18 protein-coding genes, 1 tRNA gene and 2 rRNA genes are annotated in these 23397 nt (G+C 64.4%); 5 read left to right on the top strand and 16 right to left on the bottom strand.

The genetic code is table 11. The features are described 5' to 3' along the window. Positions 1-10: 10 nt before the first annotated feature. The 11 genes from BSTEL_RS06675 to BSTEL_RS06625 all read right to left on the bottom strand — a co-directional run bounded on the left by BSTEL_RS06675 (position 11) and on the right by BSTEL_RS06625 (position 11815). A complete protein-coding gene (locus BSTEL_RS06675; RefSeq protein WP_034529083.1) occupies positions 11-1297 on the bottom strand; it encodes an adenylosuccinate synthase in 1287 nt (428 codons plus the stop codon). 1753 nt (positions 1298-3050) lie between these two features. Next, positions 3051-3123 (bottom strand) — tRNA-Ala (locus BSTEL_RS06670). A 101-nt stretch (positions 3124-3224) separates the two neighbouring features. Further along, positions 3225-3965 carry a DedA family protein gene (locus BSTEL_RS06665; protein ID WP_051922922.1) on the bottom strand — a complete coding sequence of 247 codons (741 nt, stop codon included), beginning with the start codon at positions 3963-3965 and terminating at the stop codon, positions 3225-3227. Between the two features lie 351 nt (positions 3966-4316). Further along, positions 4317-5003 (bottom strand): HAD family hydrolase, encoded by a 687-nt coding sequence (locus tag BSTEL_RS06660; protein ID WP_034529081.1) that lies wholly within the window; start codon positions 5001-5003, stop codon positions 4317-4319. Positions 5004-5273: 270 nt separating this feature from the next. Beyond that, positions 5274-5828 carry a heat shock protein transcriptional repressor HspR gene (locus tag BSTEL_RS06655; RefSeq protein WP_034529079.1) on the bottom strand — a complete coding sequence of 185 codons (555 nt, stop codon included), beginning with the start codon at positions 5826-5828 and terminating at the stop codon, positions 5274-5276. 22 nt (positions 5829-5850) lie between these two features. Beyond that, complete coding sequence (locus tag BSTEL_RS06650; RefSeq protein ID WP_034528645.1) at positions 5851-6879, bottom strand: DnaJ C-terminal domain-containing protein; 1029 nt, start codon at positions 6877-6879, stop codon at positions 5851-5853. Positions 6880-7118: 239 nt separating this feature from the next. Next, positions 7119-7811, bottom strand: coding sequence for a nucleotide exchange factor GrpE (gene grpE, locus BSTEL_RS06645; protein ID WP_034528641.1), 693 nt, complete (start codon positions 7809-7811; stop codon positions 7119-7121). Between the two features lie 11 nt (positions 7812-7822). Continuing rightward, positions 7823-9706, bottom strand: coding sequence for a molecular chaperone DnaK (gene dnaK, locus BSTEL_RS06640; protein WP_034528639.1), 1884 nt, complete (start codon positions 9704-9706; stop codon positions 7823-7825). Between the two features lie 247 nt (positions 9707-9953). Further along, positions 9954-10595, bottom strand: a complete 642-nt coding sequence (locus BSTEL_RS06635; protein ID WP_034528637.1) for an ABC transporter ATP-binding protein — start codon at positions 10593-10595, stop codon at positions 9954-9956. 77 nt (positions 10596-10672) lie between these two features. Continuing rightward, complete coding sequence (locus tag BSTEL_RS06630; RefSeq protein ID WP_051922921.1) at positions 10673-11326, bottom strand: hypothetical protein; 654 nt, start codon at positions 11324-11326, stop codon at positions 10673-10675. Positions 11327-11329: 3 nt separating this feature from the next. Beyond that, positions 11330-11815 carry a hypothetical protein gene (locus BSTEL_RS06625; RefSeq protein WP_051922920.1) on the bottom strand — a complete coding sequence of 162 codons (486 nt, stop codon included), beginning with the start codon at positions 11813-11815 and terminating at the stop codon, positions 11330-11332. Between the two features lie 49 nt (positions 11816-11864). On the opposite strand from BSTEL_RS06625, the gene BSTEL_RS06620 reads away from it, so the two are divergent. Next, a complete protein-coding gene (locus BSTEL_RS06620) occupies positions 11865-12587 on the top strand; it encodes a hypothetical protein (RefSeq protein ID WP_156963205.1) in 723 nt (240 codons plus the stop codon). Here the strand turns inward: BSTEL_RS06620 and BSTEL_RS06615 are convergent. Further along, entirely contained in the window at positions 12565-14484 is a 1920-nt protein-coding gene (locus BSTEL_RS06615) for an N-6 DNA methylase (RefSeq protein ID WP_034528628.1), read from the bottom strand. The genes BSTEL_RS06620 and BSTEL_RS06615 overlap by 23 nt on opposite strands. 225 nt (positions 14485-14709) lie before the next feature. Continuing rightward, entirely contained in the window at positions 14710-16785 is a 2076-nt protein-coding gene (gene phoA, locus BSTEL_RS06610) for an alkaline phosphatase (protein ID WP_034528625.1), read from the bottom strand. Positions 16786-17108: 323 nt separating this feature from the next. On the opposite strand from phoA, the gene BSTEL_RS06605 reads away from it, so the two are divergent. After that, positions 17109-18911 (top strand): glycoside hydrolase family 13 protein, encoded by a 1803-nt coding sequence (locus BSTEL_RS06605; protein WP_034528621.1) that lies wholly within the window; start codon positions 17109-17111, stop codon positions 18909-18911. A 163-nt stretch (positions 18912-19074) separates the two neighbouring features. Further along, positions 19075-20088, top strand: a complete 1014-nt coding sequence (locus BSTEL_RS06600; RefSeq protein WP_034528620.1) for a LacI family DNA-binding transcriptional regulator — start codon at positions 19075-19077, stop codon at positions 20086-20088. Here the strand turns inward: BSTEL_RS06600 and BSTEL_RS06595 are convergent. Next, positions 20085-20798, bottom strand: a complete 714-nt coding sequence (locus tag BSTEL_RS06595; RefSeq protein ID WP_034528617.1) for a histidine phosphatase family protein — start codon at positions 20796-20798, stop codon at positions 20085-20087. The two genes, BSTEL_RS06600 and BSTEL_RS06595, sit on opposite strands and share 4 nt — an antisense overlap. Before the next feature lie 198 nt (positions 20799-20996). Here BSTEL_RS06595 and BSTEL_RS06590 point away from each other — a divergent pair, with 198 nt between their 5' ends. Continuing rightward, on the top strand, positions 20997-21374 hold the full coding sequence (locus BSTEL_RS06590) for a DUF4235 domain-containing protein (RefSeq protein WP_034528614.1): 378 nt from the start codon (positions 20997-20999) through the stop codon (positions 21372-21374). A 194-nt stretch (positions 21375-21568) separates the two neighbouring features. Continuing rightward, positions 21569-22354, top strand: coding sequence for a nitroreductase family protein (locus BSTEL_RS06585; protein ID WP_034528611.1), 786 nt, complete (start codon positions 21569-21571; stop codon positions 22352-22354). A 336-nt stretch (positions 22355-22690) separates the two neighbouring features. On the opposite strand, the gene rrf is transcribed toward BSTEL_RS06585, so the two are convergent. Together rrf and BSTEL_RS06575 are read right to left on the bottom strand one after the other, a co-directional pair. Further along, positions 22691-22807, bottom strand: a 5S ribosomal RNA gene (rrf, locus tag BSTEL_RS06580). Between the two features lie 158 nt (positions 22808-22965). Continuing rightward, positions 22966-23397: ribosomal RNA gene (locus BSTEL_RS06575) — 23S ribosomal RNA — on the bottom strand; the annotation flags it as partial.

Below are 23397 nucleotides of genomic sequence, written 5' to 3'. Positions count from 1 at the left end.
CGGGCCGGCGTCAGTCGATGAGCGAGTGGACAGAGATGATGTGGTCGCGCTGCGGGCCGGTGCCGATCGCGGAGATGCGGCAGTTGCTCAGCTCCTCAAGACGCTTCACGTACGCCTGGCAGGTGGCGGGCAGCTCGTCGAAGCTGTGGCAGCCGGAGATGTCTTCGTCCCAGCCGGGCATGGTCTCGTAGATCGGCTTCGCGGCGGCGAAGGCGGCCTGGTCGGTCGGCATGTCGTCGTGGCGTTCGCCGTCCACGTCGTAGGCGACGCAGATCGGAATCTCCTTCAAGCCGGTGAGCACGTCAAGCTTCGTGAGCACGATGTCGGTCAGACCGTTCACCTGGCTCGCGTAACGGTTGACGACCGCGTCGAACCAGCCGCAGCGGCGCGGGCGGCCGGTGGTCACGCCGAACTCGTGGCCCTGCTGGCGCAGCCATTCGCCGGACTCGTCGAACAGCTCGGTCGGGAACGGGCCCTCGCCCACGCGGGTCACATACGCCTTGGCGACGCCGATCACGCGGGTGATCTTCGTGGGGCCGACGCCGGTGCCCGTGCAGGCGCCGCCGGCGGTCGGGTTGGAGGAGGTGACGAACGGGTAGGTGCCGTGGTCCACGTCGAGCATCGTGGCCTGGGCGCCCTCGAACAGGACGGTCTTGCCCTCGTCGAGCGCCTTGTTGAGGATGAGGCCCGTGTTGGCGACGTACGGCTTGAGACGCTCGCCGAGCTTCAAAAGCTCGTCGGTGGTCTGGTCCACGTCGATGGCGCGACGGTTGTACAGCTTGACGAGGATCTGGTTCTTCTGGTGCAGGCTGGCCTCGACCTTGTCGTGCAGGTGGTCGGCGTTGAACAGGTCATGCACGCGGATGCCGACGCGGTTGATCTTGTCCGCGTAGGCGGGGCCGATGCCGCGGCCGGTGGTGCCGATCTTGTGCTTGCCGAGGAAGCGTTCGGTCACCTTGTCGAGCGTGCGGTGGTACGGCGCGATGATGTGCGCCGCTTCGGAGACGAGCAGGTGCGAGCAGTCGATGCCGCGGGCCTCAAGACCGTCGATCTCCTCGAACAGGACCTCCGGGTCGACGACGACGCCGTTGCCGATGACCGGGGTGAGGTTCGGATTGATGATGCCGGAGGGCAGCAGGTGCAGCGCGTACGATTCGTCGCCGACGACGACGCTGTGGCCCGCGTTGTTGCCGCCGTTGAAACGGGCGACGTAATCGACCTTCGTGCCGATGAGATCCGTGGCCTTGCCTTTGCCTTCGTCGCCCCACTGGGCGCCGATCAGAACGATTCCGGGCATGATGCACCTCCGCATTTGCATGATTTCCGCATGATTCCGCCGGGGAACAAGCCTACCCTACGGCCCCTACGGTGCGGCACCACGTCCCGTTGTACGGATGGATGCGAGCCACGGGCTCGTCCCCGCCGAAACGTATCCGCCAGGTCACGTCACCGCCAGTTCGCGTCCTCGCCAGGTCGCGTCCCGTTGTGCGAATGGATACCAGCGACAGCGAGCGCTCTCTTTATCGCCTCCCGCCGGCAGCGAAGCTGCACACACGAGCCGACACTGCCATCTCCCTCCCGCTGGCGGGAGGCGGCGCGCAGCGCCGGAGGATGGTCACGAGCGGGCAGACCACGCGAGTCGCATCCCTCACCCTCCTCCCGCCGGCGGGAGGTGGCGCGCAGCGAGATGACGCGGGCAACGGTATATCCTTCCTCCCGCTGGCGGGAGGTGGCGCGCAGCGCCGGAGGGTGGCCGCGGGCGGGCAGACACCGGGCACCCCCTCCCCGAGGGTGGATGCCACAACCTCCGCCACCAGCAGGACGACATACGTCGATATATGCGCCCCGGCGCCAGCAATCCCGAAGATAAGCGGCATCGTCCGGAATCTGGGATGCTGAGCCATTCCCAGCGTCCCAGATTCGGGAAACGAGCGGCTTCATCCGGGATTCCTGACGCTGAGTCATTCCCAGCGTCATATATCCCGGAGATGAGTGGCTTCGTCCGGATTTTGGGATGCTGAGCACTTCTCAGCGTCCCGGATTCGGGAGAACGGCCCCGTCGTCCGGGATTTCTGACGCTCAGTCCCCCCAGCGTCATAAATCCTGGAGAACAACGGCTTCATCCGGGATTTCTGACGCCAGGGAGGAGCGGCCGGACAGGGAGCGACCTCCCGGGGTGATGCGGGAGGCCGGCCTTTGAACCTGGGGATGTCCCTGTGCTCCACAACGCTGTGCGGGAATGGTGTTGTGGAGCAGCGGTGCGCCACAACATGGTCGCAAGAGGCGGTCCCGGGAGTTGTGGCGCGTTATGAGGGCCCTTCTGCTCCACAACTCGCGGCGGGAACGATACCGGCGGCTGTTGTGGAGCAGGCCCGCTCCACAACAGGAGCGGAACCCAGGATTCCGGGGAGTTGTGGCGCGGTTTACGGGCCGGGAACGCTGGAAACAGGGGTTTTCGCGGGGGTCGCGGCGGGATGCCGCTCCACAACAGGCTCTCCGGCACGTGTTGTGGAGCAGACCCGACCGGGACACGGGACGTAGGACGCGGAGTATGGGGCATAGGAAGCGGAGAGCGGAGAGCGGGGTATGGGGAGCCGCGCACTGCACGCGCCCGCCGCCTGCATCCTGAAACGGCCGGCCCATGTCTGAACGACCGGCCGGCCCACGTCTGAAAACGGCCGGCCCCGCGCCCGCACCGACCGGCTCGCCCGCACCAACCAGCCCGGCACTGGCGGACGCGTCGGATTGTGGCCCGCGACCACCCTCCGACACCACGGCGTCTCCAGCCGCGACCACCCTCCGGCGCTGCGCGCCACCTCCCGCCAGCGGGAGGGAGAGCACAGCGACCGGCAGCCAACGGCCCGGGAATCACGAAAAAGAAAAACCCTCCGGGGCCAAGCCGTGAAGAAAAACCCTCCGGGGCCAAGCCGTGAAGCATACGGTCCAGTGGACCGTTTGTAGCTTGGGTCGGCGAAGCCGACAACTGCCAACAGATAAGCGGGCAAGATTACAAAAAGAAAAACCCTCCGGGGTGGAATCCGGAGGGTTTGTGGAGCTGATGGTAATCGAAACCACGACCTCTTCGATGCGAACGAAGCGCTCTACCAACTGAGCTACAGCCCCTTGGTTTGTTGTCTTGCTCCGCAGGACAACTCGACCAATACTATCCCGAGTTCAGGATTTCGCAACTCGACACGCCCGGGAAGTCGCAATCACCCCGACGATCACTCGGCCGCGGCGACGTGGTGGGGCACGTGAAGGCCGTCGGTCGAGGAACCGGCGGACGCATCATCGTCGGACGCTCCCTTCTTCTTGCCGAACTTCGCCTTGATGAGGCCGACGATCGTCGGGATCAGCGAGACGGCGAGGATGAGCACAATCACGAGCTCGAAGTGCTTCTGCACGGCGGGAATGTTGCCGAAGAAGTAGCCGAGCAGCGTGAACAAGGACGACCAGACGAGACCGCCGAGCATGGAGAACGGCGTGAATCGACGCCAGCGCATGCCGGAGATACCGGAGATGAACGGCATGAACGTGCGGATGAACGGGAAGAAGCGGCCGAGGAACACGGCGAGCGGACCCCACTTCTCAATCATCGCTTCGGTCTTCGCGATGCGTTCCGGCGTCATGGCCTTGACCTTGCCGGAGGCGATGATGCGACGGCCGAAGAAGTGGCCGATGAAGTAGTTGCACTGGTCGCCGATGATCGGCGCGCACCACACGACGGGCAGCAGGTAGTGCAGCGGCAGCGCGACCTGGCCGGTTGCGGCATCGGGCGCGGCGAACACGCCGGCGGCGAAGAGCAGGGAGTCACCGGGCAGGAACGGGAAGAACACCACGCCGGTTTCGATGAAGATGATGAGGAAGATGAAGCCCAGCGTGGGCGCAACGCCCATCGCGATCCAACCGGCGATGGCCGCGCGCGGATCCTTCAGCAGTTCGATGATGAAATGTACAAAACCCATGTATTTCCGTGTTTCCTATTGCGGGTGCCGCAGTTGCTGCGGCGTTTCCTATTGCATATGTAAGGGGCCGCCGGTATCGGACGGACGGCCGCGAATCAGCCGTCCATCACCATACCAGCAGCCCCTATAAGAAACGACTAGGAAACCGGGCCTCCGGCCGCGTCACCGCGTCACCACACCGCGCTGCGCCACACCGCATCACCGTGCCACACCGCGCTGCGCCACCGCACCGCGCGTCACCGTACATCACCGCGTCACCGCGTCACCGCACCGCACCGCTGCACCGCACCGCACTGCACCGCAAGACCTCCACCTCTCCCCCACCCGCCTTCGCGGGAAGGGCGCGTCGTGTCACGCTTCGGCGGCGAGGGCGGCGAGACGACGGCGAACGATCGCGTCGATCGCCTCCGCGTCGATGCCGTCATATCCGTCGACCGACGTGAACTGCGGACCGTTCGACGTGTCGGTGCGGATCGTGCAGGTCTGCGCGATGACGGTCGCGCCGGACGCGGCACCCGCGGCGAGGCCGACGGGCGTGTCCTCGAACACCGCGCATTCGGCCATGTTCTCGGGCGCGATGCCGAGCTTCTTGGCGGCGAGCAGGTACGGTTCGGGCGACGGCTTGTGCTTGGCGTCGTCGTCGCCGCACACGTAGCCGGAGAACAGTCCGGGCGCGGCGTCGAGCACGTTCTCGACGATCGGGCGCGGCGAGGTGCTCACCAGCATGGTCGGGATTCCGGCCTCCTTGAGCGAGCGCAAGGTGTCGAGCACGCCGTCGATCCACGGCATGTGCATTTTCTCGTGCTCGAACACGTAGGCCTTGAGCTGCTTGTCGATCTCCTCGACGCTCAGCGTGCATCCATGTTCGATCATCCGGCGCGCCACGTCGGGCACCGGCGTGCCGGAGCACTCCCAGCCGAGTTCCTCGGTCCAGTGACCGTTGTTCGCCGCGGCGATCTCCAATTCGCCGTCATGCCACAGCGGCTCCGAGTCGATGAGCGTGCCGTCGAGATCCCAGAACACGGCTTTGAGCTGCATGATTCCTCCGTCCGTTTCGACCATTCGACGAGGTTTCGGCAGGTGTCGCTGCCGGTCGTCGTTCCGGTCTCCATCTCACCAAATCGACACGACAGACACGACACGAATCATCACAGAATCGTCCACGAAAGTAACGGAACCGCACACGCAACTGCCATGTTTCACAGCGTTTCACGTGAAACGCGCGTCTGCCGCGGCGTGAAACGCGGCAGACGCAAACGGCCTCGCGTCACGTCGACTGACGTGGCGCGAGGCCGTTTCGTGCGCGTTTCAGCGCCACAGCACGATCGATTTGGAATCGGGGTCGGCGTCGACGCGACGATGCGGGCGACCGGGCAGTTCGCGCGTCTGCGTGCGGATCGCGCGACGCCACATGCGTGCGCTGTTGGACCGCTGCATTTCGATGATGTCGCCGTCGCGGCCGGCCGCGAACACGCTCTCCTCGCCGGCCGACTGAAGCCGCCTGACCTGACGGCGCAGCTGGCGGTTCTCCTCCTGCAACGTGAGGATGCGGGTGATGCCGGCCAGGTTGATGCCCTCCGACTGGCTCAGCCGCTGCGCCTGCACGAGGCGGTCGATGTCGCGCAGGCAGTAGCGGCGGGCACCGCCCTCCGTGCGCTGCGGCGTGACCAGGCCGACGCGGTCGTACTGGCGCAGGGTCTGCGGGTGGATGTCGGCGATCTCCGCCGCCTGACCGACGGTGAACACCGCCAGATCGAGGTCGAAGCCGGCGTCGTCGGCACCGTCGAGATCGGCGCGGCCGAGCACGATCGCCGCCGCGCACATCGCATACAACTGGCGCACCTCACGGGCGATCCTCGCCATCATTCACCTCCTGACAACCGGCTCACCGCGGGATGTAGTCGCCGGCGGCCTTGTCGAACTCCTTGGCGGCGTGCTTGACTCCAAGGCCCGGCTTGGCGGGCACCTGAATCATCACACGGCCGACGAGGTCGCCCGGGGTGTTGCCGGACTGCACGCCCTTGCCGGAGACCCGCACTTCGGCGCCGCTGGACGAGCCGGCGGGCACCTTGAACGTGACGGTCTCGCCGTCGATGTCCTTCGCCTCGACCTTCGCGCCGGCGACGGCTTCGGCGACGCTCACGGGCAGGTCCATGACGAGGTCGTGGCCGCGCATCGTGAACTTGGAGTCGGGCTTCACGTTGACCTGCAGGTACAGGTCGCCGTGCTTGCCTCCGTTGACGCCTGCATGGCCCTTGCCGGCCAGACGGATCTTCTGACCGTCCTTCACGCCGGCGGGGATGTGCGTCTTGAACTTGGAGCCGTCCACGGACAGGGACACGGTCGCGCCCTTGGCGGCCTGACGCAGCGTCAGGCTGATCTTCGAGTTGCGGTCCTTGCCCTGCTTGGGCTGCGGGGTCTCCTCGTAGCCGCCGTACGCGCCGGAGTCACCGTACGCGCCGTAGGGCGAGCCGCCCTGCGCGCCGGCGCCGGCTGCGCCGCCGAACATCGAGAAGATGTCGTTGAGGTTCGGGTTGCCGCCGCCGGACGTGGAGAAGCGGATGCGGGAGCCGTTGCCGCCCATGCCCGCGCCGCCGCCGAACATCGAACCGAAGATGTCGGAGAATCCGGAGGCGTCGAAGCCGCCCTGGCCGGAGCCGCCGGCGAAGCGGGCGCCGCCCATGCCGAACTGGCGGATCGCATCGTACTTCTGGCGCGAGTCCTTGTTGCTCAGCACGTCGTAGGCTTCGGAGATGTCCTTGAACTTCTCCTCGGCCTCCTTGGTCTTGTTGAGGTCGGGGTGGTATTTGCGCGCCAGCTTGCGGTACGCCTTGGTGATTTCGGCGTCGGTGGCGTCCTTGGAGACACCAAGGACCTTGTAGAAGTCTTTGCTCAGCCATTCGTTCTCAGCCATTCATGTCTCCTTTCGTGTTGAAGTCTTGTATGTACGTATTGAAGTCTGTATAAAGGCTCGATATTACCGCTCCCGCTGGCGGGAGCTGTCGAGCGAAGCGAGACTGAGGGTGGTCTTTCAACCGGAACCACCCTCAGTCAGCCTTCGGCTGCCAGCTCCCGCCAGCGGGAGCAGCGGGAAACGCCGTCCGCCCTGTGGAGAGACGACGAGAACACCGTCGCTCCGCAGGGCGTCCGCAATCAGTTGTGCGGGGAGGCGACGACGACGCGGGCAGCGCGGATCACGCGGTCTCCGATGCGGTAGCCGGCCTCCACCACGGTGTCGACGGTGTCCTTCTCGGCCGTGGCGTCCGGCTTGTGGAGGATGGCGTCGTGCTTGGTCGGGTCGAACTCCTCGCCGGCCTCGCCGAACTTCTCGACACCGAACTTCTCGAACGCCTTGTCGATCTTCGCGGCGACGGCCTTGAAGGAGTCGTCCATCTCGCTGTTGGCGCGGATGCGGTCGATGTCGTCGAGCGCGGGCAGCAGCGCGGTGAGCACGTCGATGATGCCGTGCTGGCGGAAGCGTTCCTGCTCCTTCTTGGCGCGGTTGCGGTAGTTGATGAACTCCGCGCGCTCGCGCTGCAGCGCCTCGAGGTAGTCGGCGGCCTCCTTCTTGGCCTGGCCCAGCGGGGTCAGGGTGTCGGAGGAGTCCTTGTCGCCGGACTTGCCATCCTTCGCGTCATCCGCGGAGGCGGTTTCGGCCTTGGCGTCGCCGGTCTGGCCTTCGGTCTGCGATGCGTCGGTCTTGGCGGCATCGCCCGCCGGGGCGGTGCCGCTCTGGGCGGCGGCCGCGTCGGCGGGGGTGTCGGCCGGAGCCGACGAGCCAGCCTCGCGGGCGTCGTCGGCGTCGGGCAGGTCGTTCAGGTAGTCGTCCTTGTTGAACTCAGCCATCGGACGGGACCTTACTTGTTGTCCTTGTCGTCGTCGTCCACGACCTCGGCGTCCACCACGTCGTCGTCACCGCCGTTGGAGGCGGGACCGGCGCCCGCGGCACCGGCAGCGCCGGCCGCACCGGCGGCATCCGCCGCGCCCTGCTGGGCGTAGAGGGCCTGGCCGATCTTCTGGGCGGAGGTCATCAGCTCGGTCTGAGCGGTCTTGACCTTCTCGATGTCGTCGCCCTTGAGGGCTTCCTTGAGGGCGTTGACCTTCTCGGTGACCTCGTTCGCGACCTCATCGGAGAGCTTGTCCTTGTTGTCGGCGACGAGCTTCTCGGTCTGGTAGGCGAACGACTCGGCCTGGTTGCGGGTCTCGGCGTCCTCCTTGCGCTTCTTGTCCTCGGCCTCGTGGGCTTCGGCCTCCTTGACCATGCGGTCGATCTCGTCCTTCGGCAGGCCGGAACCGCCGGTGATGGTCATCGACTGCTCCTTGCCGGTGCCCTTGTCCTTGGCGGACACGTGCACGATGCCGTTGGCGTCGATATCGAAGGTGACCTCGATCTGCGGGACGCCACGCGGGGCCGGCGCGATGCCGGTCAGCTCGAAGGTGCCCAGCGGCTTGTTGTCGCGCGCGAACTCACGCTCGCCCTGGTAGACCTGAATCAGCACGGACGGCTGGTTGTCCTCGGCGGTGGAGAACACCTCGGAACGCTTGGTCGGGATGGCGGTGTTGCGGTCGATGAGCTTGGTCATGATGCCGCCCTTGGTCTCGATGCCGAGGGAGAGCGGGGTCACGTCGATGAGCAGGACGTCCTTGCGGTCGCCCTTGATGACACCGGACTGCACGGCGGCGCCGACGGCGACGACCTCATCCGGGTTGACGGACTGGTTCGCTTCCTTGCCGCCGGTGAGCTCCTTGACGAGCTCCTTGACGGCCGGCATACGGGTGGAACCACCGACGAGCACCACGTGGTCGATCTGACCGACGGAGATGTTCGCGTCGCGCAGCACGTTGTTGAACGGCGTGCGGCAGCGGCCGAGCAGGTCGGAGGTCATCTCCTCAAAGTGGGCGCGGGTCAGCGTCTCGTCGAGGTGGACCGGGGTGCCGTCGGGCGTCATGGCGAGGTACTGCATGGAGATGGAGGTGGAGGTCGAGGAGGAGAGCTCCTTCTTGGCCTGCTCCGCGGCTTCCTTCAGACGCTGCAGGGCGATCTTGTCCTTGCTCAGGTCGATGCCGTACTTGTTCTTGACTTCCGTGACCAGCCAGTCGATGATCTTCTGATCCCAATCGTCGCCGCCGAGGTGGTTGTCGCCGTTGGTGGCCTGCACCTGGATGGTGGAGAAGCCGTCCTCGTCCTTGCCGATCTCCAGCAGGGAGACATCGAAGGTGCCACCGCCGAGGTCGAAGACCAGGATGCGCTCGTCCTCCTTGCCCTTCTCAAGGCCGTAGGCCAGCGCGGCCGCGGTCGGCTCGTTGATGATGCGCAGGACATTCAGGCCGGCGATCTTGCCGGCATCCTTGGTGGCCTGACGCTGGGCGTCGTTGAAGTACGCCGGGCAGGTGATGACGGCGTCGGTGACCGGCTCGCCGAGGTAGGCTTCGGCATCCCTCTTCAGCTTCATCAGAATCTGCGCGGAAATCTCCTGCGGGGTCCACTTCTTGCCGTCGATCTCGACGGTCCAGTCGGTGCCCATGTGACGCTTGACGGAGGAGATGGTGCGCTCCACGTTGGTGACGGCCTGACGCTTCGCGACCTCGCCGACGAGGATCTCGCCGGACTTGGAGAACGCGACCACGGACGGCGTGGTGCGCGCGCCTTCGGCGTTGACGATGACGGTGGGCTCGCCGCCTTCAAGCGTGGCGATGCAGGAATTCGTGGTTCCCAGATCGATGCCAACTGCACGTGCCATAATGTGTGCTCCTTTGTTCTGTTTCGTTCTTACGTTCTTCGCTCAGGTTCCGGACGCCGCAGCCGCGGATTCCTTCCGTCGGTTCCGGACCGGCCCTTCAGCCTTTCCAAAACTTGAGCCTACACCACTCAACTTCCATCACGCAAGTTTTATTCCCGACATCGTCACAAATCTTGAGCTGCCCTCGCTCAACTTCCAGCCACCGCCCCTCACCGCCCCGCCGGCACCCCGCTGGCACCCCGGTTCTCTACGCTTTCGGCCGCAGCTCACCGTCGCCCATGGCGTACAGCACGTCGGCGATCCGATTAAGTTCGTCGCTGTGGTGACTGGCGATGATGATGGTGCGCCCCTGCTCGCGCTGGCGCAGCATCTCCTCCAGGAACACCTCCACGGAACGTTCGTCCAAACCGTTGGTCGGCTCGTCAAGAAGCACGAGCGGCTGGTGTTCCATAAGCGCTTGGATCACGCCGAGCTTCTGCCGCATGCCCAGCGAGTAGGAGCCGACTTTCTCGTCGCGGTGTTCCTCCAAGCCGAAGACCCGGAGCAGCCGTTGCGTTTCCCGTCCGTCGTACGCGTGGTTGATGCCCGCGAGATAGCGCAGGTTCTGCATGGCGGTTTCACTGTTCACGAATCCGGGGTTCTCGATGACCACGCCCACGGGTTCCGGCAGTCGCCGGTTGAATTCCACGCGCTGCCCGTTGATTTCCACATGCCCGCGATCCGGTCGGATGAATCCGCAGATGGCGCGCAGCAGCATGGTCTTGCCTGATCCGTTGGGGCCGACGATGCCGTAGATGCGGCCGTGCTCGAACGCCGCGTTGACGCCGCGCAGTACGGGCTTGCCTTTGATGGTCTTGCTGTAGTCGGTGACGGTCACGTGGGTGGTCATGTCGTCGCTCCTTTGCTGTGTCGATGAATGAAAAACGATGATGGTTATTTGATCTCGGTCGCGTTCCGGAGGCTCGGTCAGCGTATGGGCACGTGCTCGAACGCGAGCCAGTTCGCACAGACCAGTACGCCGATGAGGCATGCCGCTGCGCCGAACCCGCCGGCAGTGGCGTGGCCGAGCGCCTGTCTGACCGGAGGCAAGGCGATGGAAAGCAGATAGACGAGGCACGCCATGCCGTAGCCGATGCCGCGCATGTCCGCCAAGTAGGCAAGGTTGACGATGAGCGTCAAAGCGATGAGAATCAGCGCGGCACCGATGGAGGTGCGTGTCAGTTCGCCCCGGTCCACTTCCGGGAGGAGCCATGCGGTGATGAGCGTCTGCGGCAGCGTGTACGCGATGCAGTATGCGGTTATGACGGCGAGGTAGCGAAGATAGTGGGCCAGCCCTCGCGGCTTGCGCACGTAGACGAGGTAGTCGGGGACGCACAGGTACCGCGACGGCTGTTCCAGTTGCAGTCCCAGGCCGAAGAGCATGTAGGCGATCGGGTAGACGCATGCGGAGATGTCCATCGTCTCGCCGGGGTTGAGCGGACGCACCATGCCGATGAACACGCCCGCGTGGGGCACGCTCCAGAAGAACTGGTAGAAGACCGCCGCGTAGATGGCAATGAGGAGGAGCCGCGGTCCAATGTGGCCGGTGAGGTGCGGGACGGCAGCGCGAAAGGCGTGCATGGTTTATGCCTCCAGTCGGTCGGTGCGGGAGAACGCTATGGCGTTGGCGCAGAACAGGAGCAGGCAGTATCCGCAGAACGGAACGATCTGTTGGACGAGCACCATGTGCCACGATGGACTGATCGGATACCAGAAGTAGTACACGTAACGGGTCCAATTGCCGGCAAAAGGCTCGACGAGCCATTTCGCCAACGCGAAGAATGCGATCACGGGCGGCGCCACTTGCCCGAAGGACAATCCGCAGTTCACGAGCAGCAGCACCGCCAACCCCACGGAAACGGCCATCATCACGATCTGCTCCATCAGCCACGACACTCCGGTCAGCATCGACGTGCGCAGCACCGTGGAACGCCCCTCACGGGGCAGCACCGCCCGGACACGGCCGCTGAGCCGCTCGTCCGCGTACACGCTTCCGCCGAGCAGCGCGGCCAGGAATGGCAGTATGAACAGATACAGTCCGGACCCGTTGCCGTCAGCGTTGAACAGCATCTACCGAGTGTCCTGCGAATTCGCTCGCCCCAGTGCCATACTGGTAGACATGACTCAAATCAACGATGATGAAGCACGAAGGCTCAACGGACTGTTCGAAGCCTTGCAAATCCGATTCAACTCCGACGTATCGCCACGGCTGCTGAGCACATTGCCAAACGAAGAGCTACCGACCGCGCCTTCCGCTCTGACCGGATTCAGATCAAGAATCAGTTTGCTCATCGAATATTCCGTCATCGAATTGCTGGCGGAATACCTAACTGTCGATACGGAAGGCGACCAACGCGTCACTTTCAATACCGTCAATCAATTCGCCGATTGCTTCATCCGCGATGGAGCGACGTGGCAGCTTGATAAACGCATCGACATCAAAACCACTCATGTTGCCAGCGACGAGGCTTCAGCCCGCTACGATACCCCAATCGGGCAAATCGACCGAGATAAAGATTGGCTGTTGTATCTTGTCTGGGATTTCAGACCATGTGAGTTTGCCGGACTGAGGTTGCGTTGCCCGCAGCTGTTGGATGGAGTTTTCCTACGCGGCATAACCGTCGCCCGCGAAAGGGACCGGCGACAGACGCTTGCCGGCGGCAGCTTCGATGAGAACGGCCTTCCCCTTACCAACAACGGCAACAAAGACACCAACTTCGGCAAGGTCAGGCGCATCGTCCACAAGACGCGGGAGAACGCGCCCGACCTTGATCCAGACATCGCGCATTTGCTGCGCATGTCGCAAGGAATCGGCACGCCTATGCCGCGAACGCCGCGCTAAGCGAATCCTCATATGCGTGTATGCGCATCTGCTCTTCACGAATTCGCATACGCGCGATTTCCGCTTTTAGGTCCTGCCTCTTCCGCTCTTCTTCCCGGAAACGGGCCACGATCTCACGCTGCCGGCTTAAAGCCGGTACAGGGATGCGGACGTTCTTCAACATAGGAACGCCCACTCGCGGACGGCCGATTCCAGTGATATGAGGAACCATCTGCCCGAATACCACATCCGAGCGCAGCATGACCGAAAGATAATCCATATCGACCAATGCTTCCGCTTCAGGCAACTGTCGCAGCACAATCAATTCGGCTGAGCAATACCCGGAATCCGCATCCTCGGGTATGCGGATGACTTTCCTCAGCTTCGGACGAAGACGTGAAATCAGCACGTCTCCGCCCTTGAACGTATGAGGCGCCGATTTGATGCGTTTGCGAGGAATTCTGGAAACCTCGTAATCACCCGTATTCGCTTCGATGTCGCCCAGCCCGATCCACGGAATCACCGCATCAGCATCTTCCTCGGCCGACATATCGATATCGCGAGCGGCGAATTCCACCAAATCACACAAGCGCCGCACCGGCTCCTGCGACCGTTGGAGCATGGTCTGAGCCAATTTCGATGACGGATGATGACTATTGACATCCAGTCGAAGCCCCATAGAACTATTCAGCACAGTATCAAACGCCAATGGCAGATAAGACCGTGGCACAGCTCCTTCTTGCTTGAAGCGCCTCCAGGCCTCGAGGATTGTAGGCAAATCCGTTTTCAGCACACGTCGCCCTTCGGCATCGTCGAACTCCTCGTAGAGAGGATCGCCGTTCGGGCGATTGCCCACATTCTCCGCATCCGCCATGAACACACGCCCCTGCACTTCGCCTTCATGCTTTCGGTGCAAGAGCACCACCGACGATTTCGCCGTGGAATACGGCATGAACGTCACATCCGGCAAGCTGACGACCGCATCAATGACACACCGGTCTTCCATCAGTTCCCGGATATCATGATTGGCCGGCAGGTTGAGCACACTGTCGTCGATGACAACAGCCAATACGCCACCCTCGTCCAACAGGTCGATGCACCGCTCAATGAAGAGAATGCCACGGCGACGGGTCTTCCTTCCTTTACCGGTTTGGAATGTATCCAGTACATCTTCATCAGCCAAATCACTGCCAAATGGCGGATTGGTCAAAATCATCGTAGGCTTGCGGTCACGAAGCGCATGATTCACCACATCGATATCACTTAACGAACCCGCCCCTTTCAAGCATTCGATATGGTAGGGGTCGCCATTATGCAGTAGCACATTGATACGCGCCACCCATGTCATACGGTCGTCCACATCCAAACCCAGCACATCGCAATCGGCATGGTTCAACGCGCCAATGAGAAATCCACCCGAGCCGCAAGCCGGGTCCAACACCACATCATCCTGCGCAGGAGAAGCCATTTCCACAACGAATTCCATCAGATGTCGAGGCGTGAAATATTGCTGGTTTTCATTCTTCTCGAACGTGTCCCGCAGCAGTTCTTCATATGCGGCACCTTTTACGTCCGCGTCGACATTCGTCAACCGAACGTCATCGAACAGCGACAGACAACGCACCACCGCCGCTACGTCCTCCGGGAAGGTCCCTCTTGTCCCGCGAAGAGCCTGACCCTTCTCTGTGGACAGCACTTGTTCCCATAGCGCCCGGGCCCGCTCGTAAACGGTCCGCCTCGACTCGTTGCGTTTAGCCGTAAGTTGACCTTCAAGGCCATGTTCCTCTGCATACATCCTGATGAACAGAAGCTTCGAGACGTCCTCGAAGCGTTCCAAGATGCCACCTCCCAATGAATCTCGGAACATGCCGGACATCCGATTGACCAGTCGCTTGAAATCCGCCCTATCAATGCTCATATTCGACATTATGACATATGTGTCAGACCTGACACATATGTCATAATGTGCGATATCAAGCTACTCAAAAGCTTCCGGAACCGACTCCGCGCGACGCGACAGCGGGACGACACACGACAAAACGAGGGTGGTCTCCGTCCTCTCCGGACGGAGACCACCTTCTGCTTGTTCAGACGGAACCGATCGGTTCAGCCGAGCGAATCAGCCGAGCCGACTGAACCGGGTTCAGCGGCGGGCCTTGGCGAACTTCACGGCGAGCGCGGCGGCACCCACGGCGAGGATGAACAGCACGGCGCCGATGATCGCGGAGCCGGTGTTGCCGAGCAGGCCGTTGGCGGAGTCGCCCTTGTCGAGCTTGGCCTGGCCCTGGGCGATGACGCCACCGTTGTTGTTGCCGTTGTTGTTGCCGTTGCCCTTGTCGGCGGCACTGGCGGCCGGAGCGGTGAACGCGGGCGCGGCCACGGCGCCGGACTGGCGGCCGGTGACGGTCAGGCGGTAGTTCTTGCCTTCGACGAGGTCGAGCGGGATTTCGGTGGTCTGGCCGGGGGCGATGCGCACGCCGGAGACCGGGGTGCTGTTGTTGGAGGCGGCGATCACCTGGTTGGTGGCGCCGTCGCGCAGCTCATAGGAGACGACCGCATCACCGTTGAAACCGGTGAGGTCGGCGTAGTACTTGCCGTCGCGGGCGACGACGTTCACCTTCGCGTCGGCGGACAGGTTCTTCTGGTCGCCGGTCTCGGTGGCGAGGCCGAGGGCCTTGCCGATGGTGTAGAAGTTGTCGGTCTGGTCGGTCAGGCCGATGACGCGCTGCGCGCCGGGGCCGGAGGCGGCGATGCGCAGCTGGGTGCCGGTGTGCTCCATGCCGCCGTCGTTGTAGCCCTTGCTGGCATCGGTGGCGTCCGGGTCGACCGCGGTGGCGGTGCCGTAGGAGACGACGATCTCAGCGCCGTCGACCGGGGACTTGAGGATGGTGCTCAGCGCGTAGGCCGGAGGCTCGTTGACGATCTGGCTGGTGTGCGCGTGGTCGGCGGTCACGATGATGAGCGTGTTGGACAGGTCGACGTGGTTGAGGGCGGCGGAGATGGCCTTGTCGAGGTCGTCGGTCTCACCAATCTGGCCGCAGGCGTTGGCGGCGTGGTCCTGCTTGTCGATGGACGCGCCTTCGACCTGCAGGAAGAAGCCGTTCTCGTTGGTCTTCGGGTTCGCCTGGAGCACGTCGAGGGCTTTGTTGGTCATGTCGGCGAGGGAGGCGGAGTTGCCGGCGGCGGTCTTGTTGCCAAGCCAGGCTTCGTTCACGCTGCACTGCAGGGCGCCGCGCTTGATGGTGGCCGCCTGGTCGAGGGCCGGGGTGGCGTTGAACTCGGTGGGCAGGTTGCCGTCGCCGAGCAGGGCGAGCACCGGCTTGTTCTCCTGGTACTGGAGCTTGGAGAACTCGTCGACGTTGTTCTCGACGGTCTGGAAGCCGCGGGCCTTGGCCTGATCCCACAGGGTCTTGCCCTGGTATTCGCCGGCCTGGGCGGTCTGGCGGAAGTACTTGGCGCCGCCGCCGATGGTCACATCGGCGCGGGTGTCGAGCAGCTGCTCGGAGATGGAGCCGATGCCGCCGTTCTCTTTGAGCTGCTCGGCGCGGCACTGCTTGGCGGCGTTGTTGCTGCTGCCGTCGGTCTTGCCCTGCGGGCCGTAGCAGGAACGCTCGGTGGAGTGGGATTCGAGCACGGCCGGGGTGGCGTCCTGGATTTCGGAGGTGGTGACGTTGCCGGTGGTCATGCCCTTGGCCTTGGCGAGCTCGAACAGGTTGAGCTGCGGGTTGCCGTAGATGTCGACGTCGACGGCGTTGTTGTAGGTCTTGGTGCCGGTGGCCCAGCTGGAGCCGGAGGCGGAGGAGTCGGTGACGGGGGTGATGACGCCGGGGTTGTTGTTCACGCCGCCGGCCTTCGGGTACTTGCCGTTGTCGGAGCTGTAGCCCAGGGAGAAGGTGGTGTACTGACCGGTGCCGGCGGCGGCGTCGCCGAGCGCGCCCGGCTGGCCGATCTTGTCGAGGCCGTCGAACGAGCCGTTCGCACCGTGCAGGTAGTCGCGGGCGACGGTGATCTCGGAATCGCCCATGCCGTCGCCGATGAACAGGATGACGTTCTTGGCGTTGACCGAGCCGATGGTGGCGATGCGCTGCGCGGCGCCGTGCTGGGAGAGATCGGCCACGCCCTTGCCGTCCTGGGCGAGCGCGGGCACGGTCAGCGCGCCGAGGGCGGCGACCGAGGTCACCGCCGCGGCGGCGGCCTTGATGATGTGCTTCATGTTCATGTTGATTGTTCCCTTCCTCCCCGATGATTCCCATCGGGTCCACCGGCAATCTATGCCCGCAAAGACACGGCACGGCGTCATCAACACGAACTCGGTGTGTACGAATGGCGACTCGGGTGAACTGTGGTGTATGATTACGTATTGCAAACGTTTGCAGTACTTGCGGCGCCGCAACGCAGTGACGCGCCCGCACGCACCGCACGCACCACGCACGTACCGTAGGAACCGGCACGACCAGCGCCAAGCGCCGCCACACCGGGCGGATGCGCCGCCGCAGGCCGCACCCGGCCCACACCCGGCAAGGAAAGGAACCCGAACACCGCATGACAGCCAACAATCTCAACGACGACTGGTGGAAGCAGGCCGTCGTCTACCAGGTCTACCCGCGCAGCTTCAAGGACGTCAACGGCGACGGTCTCGGCGACATCGCCGGCGTCACCGAGAAGGTCGGCTATCTGGAGAAGCTCGGCGTGGACGCGATCTGGCTCAGCCCCTTCTACCCCTCCGACCTCGCCGACGGCGGCTACGACGTCATCGACTACCGCAACGTCGACCCGCGCCTCGGCACCATGGACGACTTCGACACGATGGTCGCCGCCGCGCACGACGCCGGCATCAAGGTGATCGTCGACATCGTGCCGAACCACACCGCCGACAAGCACGTCTTCTTCCAGGAAGCCCTCGCCTCCGCACCCGGCTCGCCCGCGCGCGACCTCTACATCTTCCGCGAAGGCCGCGGGGCGAACGGCGAACTGCCCCCGAACGACTGGCAGTCCATGTTCGGCGGCCCCGCCTGGACCCGTGTGCCCGACGGACAGTGGTACCTCCACCTGTTCGCCAAGGAGCAGCCGGACGTCAACTGGAACAATCCGGACATCCACGCCGAGTTCATCAAGACCCTGCGCTTCTGGGCCGACCACGGCACCGACGGCTTCCGCATCGACGTGGCGCACGGCCTCGCCAAGGACCTCGAATCCACGCCCCTCGCGGACATGGCCGCCAACGACGTGCAGAACCAGCTGTGCCACGACTTCACCAGCCCGCTGTGGGACCGTCGCGAAGTGCACGAAATCTACCGCGAGTGGCGCCGCGAGGTCTTCGACCGCTACGATCCGCCACGCTTCGCCGTCGCCGAGGCGTGGGTAGTGAACGAACACCAGCACCTGTACGCCTCCACCGACGAGCTCGGCCAATGCTTCAACTTCGATTTCGCGAAGGCCGCATGGCTGCCGGACGAGATTCGCGCCGCCATCGAAGGCGGTCTCGGCGCGGCCGCGGCCACGCACGGTTCGACCACCACGTGGGTGATGAACAATCATGACGTGCCGCGCAGCCCCACCCGCTACGGTCTGCCGCAGGTGCCGAACGCGCCCTACCACCAGCTCGCACACGACTGGCTGGTGCGCGACGGCTCCACGTATGTCGAGGACCGCGCGCTCGGCACGAAGCGCGCCCGTGCGGCCGCGCTCATGGAGTTCGGCCTGCCCGGCGGCATCTACGTCTATCAGGGCGAGGAGCTCGGCCTGTTCGAGGTCGCGGACATCCCGTGGGATCGTCTCGAGGATCCAACCGCGTTCAACACGCGCCGCGCCGCCACCGACAAGGGCCGCGACGGCTGCCGCGTGCCGCTGCCGTGGGTCGCGGACGAGTCCGGCGACGGCACGCCCGCCGCACACGCCGAATGGAGCGACCGGTTCGCCGCGGGCACGTCGTTCGGCTTCTCGCCGCGCGAGAAGGCCGACGGCACGCCCGCCGCGGCGCCGCACCTGCCGCAGCCCCTGTGGTTCCGCGACTTCGCCGCGGACGTCGAGGAGCATGACGACACGTCGATGCTCAGCCTGTACCGCACGATCCTCGCACTGCGCGCCAAGCTGCTCACCGCCACCGGCGACACGTCCACCTTCGACTGGGTGGACATGGGCGCCGACGTGATCGCCTACCGCCGTCCGGCCGCGAGCGCGGACGACGGCGCGACGGCGGCCGGCGCCACGCGCACGCTCATCTCGATCACGAACTTCGGCGCCGAACCGGTCACGCTGCCGGACGGCGAGATCGTGCTCGCCTCCGCTGACCTGACCGACGACGGCAGGCTGCCGCGGGACGTGAGCGTCTGGATCCTGTCCTGACGGTCCGGCGATGTTCCGGCAGCGTCCGGCGACGTATGGATCGGGTGACGGCGGGGCGTCGTTCCCCGTTTTCGCCCGATCCATGCGTGTAAGCTGGACACGTTTCGATTGTTTCCATTAACACCGGATTTGTTGGCAAAGAACCGTTGACAAGGGGGTTCGCATGAACAGCAGCATCCAGGATGTCGCCAAGGCGGCGGGCGTCTCCATCTCGACGGTGTCGCGGTCGTTCACCAGACCCGATCTGGTGTCGGCGAAAACCCGCGAACGCGTGCTCAGGTTCGCCGACGAACTCAACTTCTCCCTGTCACGTTCCGCCGCCGCACTGAAATCCGGAAGGTCGCTGCGCATCGCCGTGCTGATGAGCGGCCACATCCGCATGTGGTTCACCGCCTCCGTGATCGAAGGGCTCAACGACGTGCTCCACGCGGAAGGCTACGACATCTCGATCTTCCAGATCTCCAGCATCGAGGAGCGGCGCGAGTTCTTCGAGATGCTGCCGGTGCGCCGCAACGCCGACGCGGTCATCGTCGTCTCGTTCGACATCGACGCCACCGAAACCGCGCAGCTCACGTCGATCGACGTGCCGATCATCGGCATCAACTCCGCCGACTCCGAACAGCACGGGTTCGCCGCATCCGTCACCATCGACGACGCGCAGGGCGCGACGCTCGCCGCACGTCACCTGCTCACGCTCGGACACCGCGACATCGCGTACATCACGACGAACCGTGACGTCTCTCTTAGCTTCTCCGTGCGCGGCCGTTTCGACAGGTTCATGGACTACTGCCGCAGGAACGGCGTCGAACCGCGCGCCATCGAATGTCAGGTCGACGAGGACGGCCATTACGAGATCGGCAACGTGGTCACGCAGCTGATGAGCCTGCCGACGATGCCCACCGCCATCGCCTGTCAGGAGGACGGCATCGCACTGCCGCTCATCTTCCAGCTGGAACGCAACGGGTTCGCCGTGCCCGGCGACGTGTCCGTCATCGGCTACGACGACAGCTTCTACGCCGACGACATCGGACTGACGACGATCCGGCAGGACCCGGTCGAAACCGCGCACATCGCCGCCCGCATGGCGCTCGACCTCATCCACGATCGGACGCCGAACGACCGGTTCCGCACGCTGTCCGCCCAACTCGTCGTCCGATCCAGTACAGGACGGCGCTAGCAGTTCCAGCGTTCGATGACGTTGTCGCCCTTGTACTTGCTGAGCACGCAGTAGTGCGCCGTGTCGAGCCGCAGCAGGCGCGCGAACCGCGGTTCGACACCTAGCCATTGCGACGTGAGGATGCGCAGGATATGCGCGTGCGCGACGAACAGCACGTTGTGCCCCGACTCGAGCAGCGGCAGCACCTCTTCGATAGCGCCACGCGCACGCGCAGCCGCCTCCTCCACGGTCTCGCCCGGGCCTTCATGCACCGGCACCTGCCGACCGTCCGGCAGCGTCTCCGTCCAGTCGCCCTGCATCGACTCCGGCAGCGACCGCGGACCGTCACGCCACACGTCCCACTGGAATCCGGCCAGTTCGCTGATCCGCTGACGCGTGCGGCCTTCCGCGCATCCGTAATCCCACTCGGCGATGCCGTCCAACGTGCCGGGATGCTCGAAACCGGCCAGCACGGCCGTCTCATGCGCGCGCACGAGCGGGCTGGAGAACACGCACCCCTCGTCGAATCCGCCGGGGAACGCGGCCTTGAGACGCTTGCCCGCGTCCACGGCCTGCTGCCTGCCGACCTCGGTCAGTGGAATGTCGGTACGTCCGGTGTGCTGCCCCGATTGGCTCCATGCGGTCTGCCCGTGGCGCAGGAGCACCAGGTATCCGGTGCCGCCGCGGGACGCGTCGACGGCCACAGTGCCGTCCGAAAGATGATTGTTCATGCCTCCCACTGTAGCCCGTGAACGCTCCCGACTCCACCGGATCGCCGCCGACTGTTCGATTGATGGTCGATTTCGCGGTGCACCGTTGCATCACGCCGTCATATCCGGCAGCGTATCCGGCCGTATCCGGCAGCGTATCCTGCAGCGTACGCTCGTTTCGTCGAGGCGCCGCCGACAACCGCCGGTAGACTGGTAGGCATGAGTGATGAGAAGCGTATCGGAGCGCATGCGGGACCGTCGTCGGCCGACCGGATGGTCGACGCGTTCCATCGCATCGACGAGAAGGTCGACGCGATGCGCGAACACCGGTTGAACGACCCCGACTCCCTGGGCGACAAGATCGTGAAATGGGCGTTGCCGTCCATCGCGGGATTCGTCGGCGGCAAACTGTTCCAGACCATCTGGAATCACGGCATCTCCCGTCGCAACATGCGTCGCGGCCGTGCCGCCGACGCGCCGCAGGGATTCCTCATGCAACTGCTGTTCACCGCACTGTCCGCAGCGTTTGGCGCGTTCGTCTCCCACGTCTCGAACCGCGGCTCTGAAGCGATCGTCGACCGGTTGCATCGTCACTGACGGAAGGAGCTCCCTCAGTCGCGCTCCGCGCGCCAGCTCCCCCTGAAGGGGGCGCAGTTCAGATGCCTTATCCTGCCTGCTCCCCTGATAGGGGAGCTGTCCGACGCAGTCGGACTGAGGGGGGGTTACAGCTGACGGCATACCCGAGCCCGTCATACTTGTACTTGGCCAGCGGCGGTACGACAATGGGAGCCATGGTCACTAACAGCACTATCGAAACCCTGTTGAACCGCCGTTCGATCCGCGCCTTCAAGGACGAGGCGATCGACGACGATACCCGAATCACGCTGGAAACGGTCGCGCAGCGCGCCGCCTCCAGCCAGTATCTCAACGACTGGTCGGCGATCCGCATCTCCGATCCGGCGATCAAGGCGAAGTTCGCCGAGTTCGGTCATCAGCCGTATATCGCGCAGGCGCCGCTGCTCTATCTGTTCATCATCGACGAACATCGCAACGCGCTGATCGCCGAGCGCAAAGGCGTCGACACGCACAGTGACGCGTGGACGCTGACCTCCAGCTACCGTTTCACGCAGGCGCAAAACGATGCCGTACTCGCCCTGCACGCGATGGAGACCGCCGCGAACTCGCTGGGCCTCGGCTGCGTGATTCTGGGCTCCGTGCTCAACGACATCCCCGGTCTGATCGAGGTGTGCAAGCTGCCGGAATACACGTACCCGGTGCTGGCGATCGCAATCGGCAAGCCGGATCAGGAGCCGGCGTTGAAGCCGCGCATGCCGCGCACGATGCAGTTCTTCGAAAACACGTACCCGGCTGATGATTCGGCGGCTGGTTCCGATGCCGCCGTGCTGTCCGGCATTGATGATTTCGACGCGACCGTGCACAAATACTACGACCTGCGCAACACAGACCGCCCGGTGGACGCGTTCAGCGACCAGATCGCCAAGGTCGGCACGCAGGACGTGAGCGGCAAATCACTCCTCCCCAAGGCCGCCGCCCAAGGCTTCCGTCTGGATCGCTAGATTCGTTCCCACCTCCGCCGGAGGTGCCGTGCGTGTGCGCGCCCGTGGCGTGTGGTGTTCCTCCCGCTGGCGGGAGGTGGCGCGCGCAGCGCGCCGGAGGGTGGTCCGGGGCGCGTGGCGGGTGGTGGTCGTCCGTGCCGGTCCACCCCCGCCCGCTTCGCCGGGAGCCCCCGCCGGCGGGGCGTGTTGTCCTCCCGCTGGCGGGAGGTGGCGCGCGGCACGCGCGTCGGAGGGTGGTCCGCCGGCGTGCCGGCGGGGGCGCGTGTGGTGGGTGGGTTCGGGTATGCGAAAACCCCCGGGAGCCGTGTGGCTCGACCGGGGGTCCTGTTCGTTGTGGTGCGGCGGCGTGCTACTCTCCCACATCCTCTCGGGTGCAGTACCATCGCCGTGCCAGGTCTTAGCTTCCGGGTTCGGAATGGGACCGGGCGTCTCTCCTGGGCTATGACCGCCGCAAATCTTCAATTATCAAAGGGAATCCCCTTTGAACGCTGGTGGTTCGGGGACCGGATGGTGGACGCTGTTGATTGGTTCTGTTGTGACCACGGTTCGTGTTGCTCCGTGTCGCGTGTATTCGCAGAAAGAGGTCGATGCCGTCCCAACATGGTTGGGATGTGTGTGTCGCGCTTCCCCGTTAGTACCGGTCGGCTCCACCCCTTGCGGGGCTTCCACGTCCGGCCTATCGACCACGTGTTCTGCATGGGGGGTCTCAGGCCCCGAAGGGCCCTGGGAATACTTATCTTGGAGCGGGCTTCCCGCTTAGATGCTTTCAGCGGTTATCCCTTCCGAACGCAGCCAACCGGCGGTGCCACTGGCGTGACAACCGGCGTACCGGAGGTTCGTCCACCCAGGTCCTCTCGTACTATGGGTCAGGTCTCCTCAGTATTCCGACGAGCGCAGAGGATAGAGACCAAACTGTCTCACGACGTTCTGAACCCAGCTCGCGTGCCGCTTTGATCGGCGAACAGCCGAACCCTTGGGACCTGCTCCAGCCCCAGGATGCGACGAGCCGACATCGAGGTGCCAAACCATCCCGTCGATATGGA

The sequence above is a fragment of the Bifidobacterium stellenboschense genome (assembly GCF_000741785.1).
Classification (GTDB): Bacteria; Actinomycetota; Actinomycetes; order Actinomycetales; family Bifidobacteriaceae; genus Bifidobacterium; species Bifidobacterium stellenboschense.
This window is presented reverse-complemented; position numbering and strand designations above follow the sequence as displayed.

Coding starts and splice junctions, on each gene's coding strand:
- BSTEL_RS06675 (WP_034529083.1), bottom strand. CDS start 1,297: ATGCCCGGAATCGTTCTGATCGGCGCCCAGTGGGGCGACGAAGGCAAA.
- BSTEL_RS06665 (WP_051922922.1), bottom strand. CDS start 3,965: ATGGGTTTTGTACATTTCATCATCGAACTGCTGAAGGATCCGCGCGCG.
- BSTEL_RS06660 (WP_034529081.1), bottom strand. CDS start 5,003: ATGCAGCTCAAAGCCGTGTTCTGGGATCTCGACGGCACGCTCATCGAC.
- BSTEL_RS06655 (WP_034529079.1), bottom strand. CDS start 5,828: ATGGCGAGGATCGCCCGTGAGGTGCGCCAGTTGTATGCGATGTGCGCG.
- BSTEL_RS06650 (WP_034528645.1), bottom strand. CDS start 6,879: ATGGCTGAGAACGAATGGCTGAGCAAAGACTTCTACAAGGTCCTTGGT.
- grpE (WP_034528641.1), bottom strand. CDS start 7,811: ATGGCTGAGTTCAACAAGGACGACTACCTGAACGACCTGCCCGACGCC.
- dnaK (WP_034528639.1), bottom strand. CDS start 9,706: ATGGCACGTGCAGTTGGCATCGATCTGGGAACCACGAATTCCTGCATC.
- BSTEL_RS06635 (WP_034528637.1), bottom strand. CDS start 10,595: ATGACCACCCACGTGACCGTCACCGACTACAGCAAGACCATCAAAGGC.
- BSTEL_RS06630 (WP_051922921.1), bottom strand. CDS start 11,326: ATGCACGCCTTTCGCGCTGCCGTCCCGCACCTCACCGGCCACATTGGA.
- BSTEL_RS06625 (WP_051922920.1), bottom strand. CDS start 11,815: ATGCTGTTCAACGCTGACGGCAACGGGTCCGGACTGTATCTGTTCATA.
- BSTEL_RS06620 (WP_156963205.1), top strand. CDS start 11,865: ATGACTCAAATCAACGATGATGAAGCACGAAGGCTCAACGGACTGTTC.
- BSTEL_RS06615 (WP_034528628.1), bottom strand. CDS start 14,484: ATGAGCATTGATAGGGCGGATTTCAAGCGACTGGTCAATCGGATGTCC.
- phoA (WP_034528625.1), bottom strand. CDS start 16,785: ATGAACATGAAGCACATCATCAAGGCCGCCGCCGCGGCGGTGACCTCG.
- BSTEL_RS06605 (WP_034528621.1), top strand. CDS start 17,109: ATGACAGCCAACAATCTCAACGACGACTGGTGGAAGCAGGCCGTCGTC.
- BSTEL_RS06600 (WP_034528620.1), top strand. CDS start 19,075: ATGAACAGCAGCATCCAGGATGTCGCCAAGGCGGCGGGCGTCTCCATC.
- BSTEL_RS06595 (WP_034528617.1), bottom strand. CDS start 20,798: ATGAACAATCATCTTTCGGACGGCACTGTGGCCGTCGACGCGTCCCGC.
- BSTEL_RS06590 (WP_034528614.1), top strand. CDS start 20,997: ATGAGTGATGAGAAGCGTATCGGAGCGCATGCGGGACCGTCGTCGGCC.
- BSTEL_RS06585 (WP_034528611.1), top strand. CDS start 21,569: ATGGTCACTAACAGCACTATCGAAACCCTGTTGAACCGCCGTTCGATC.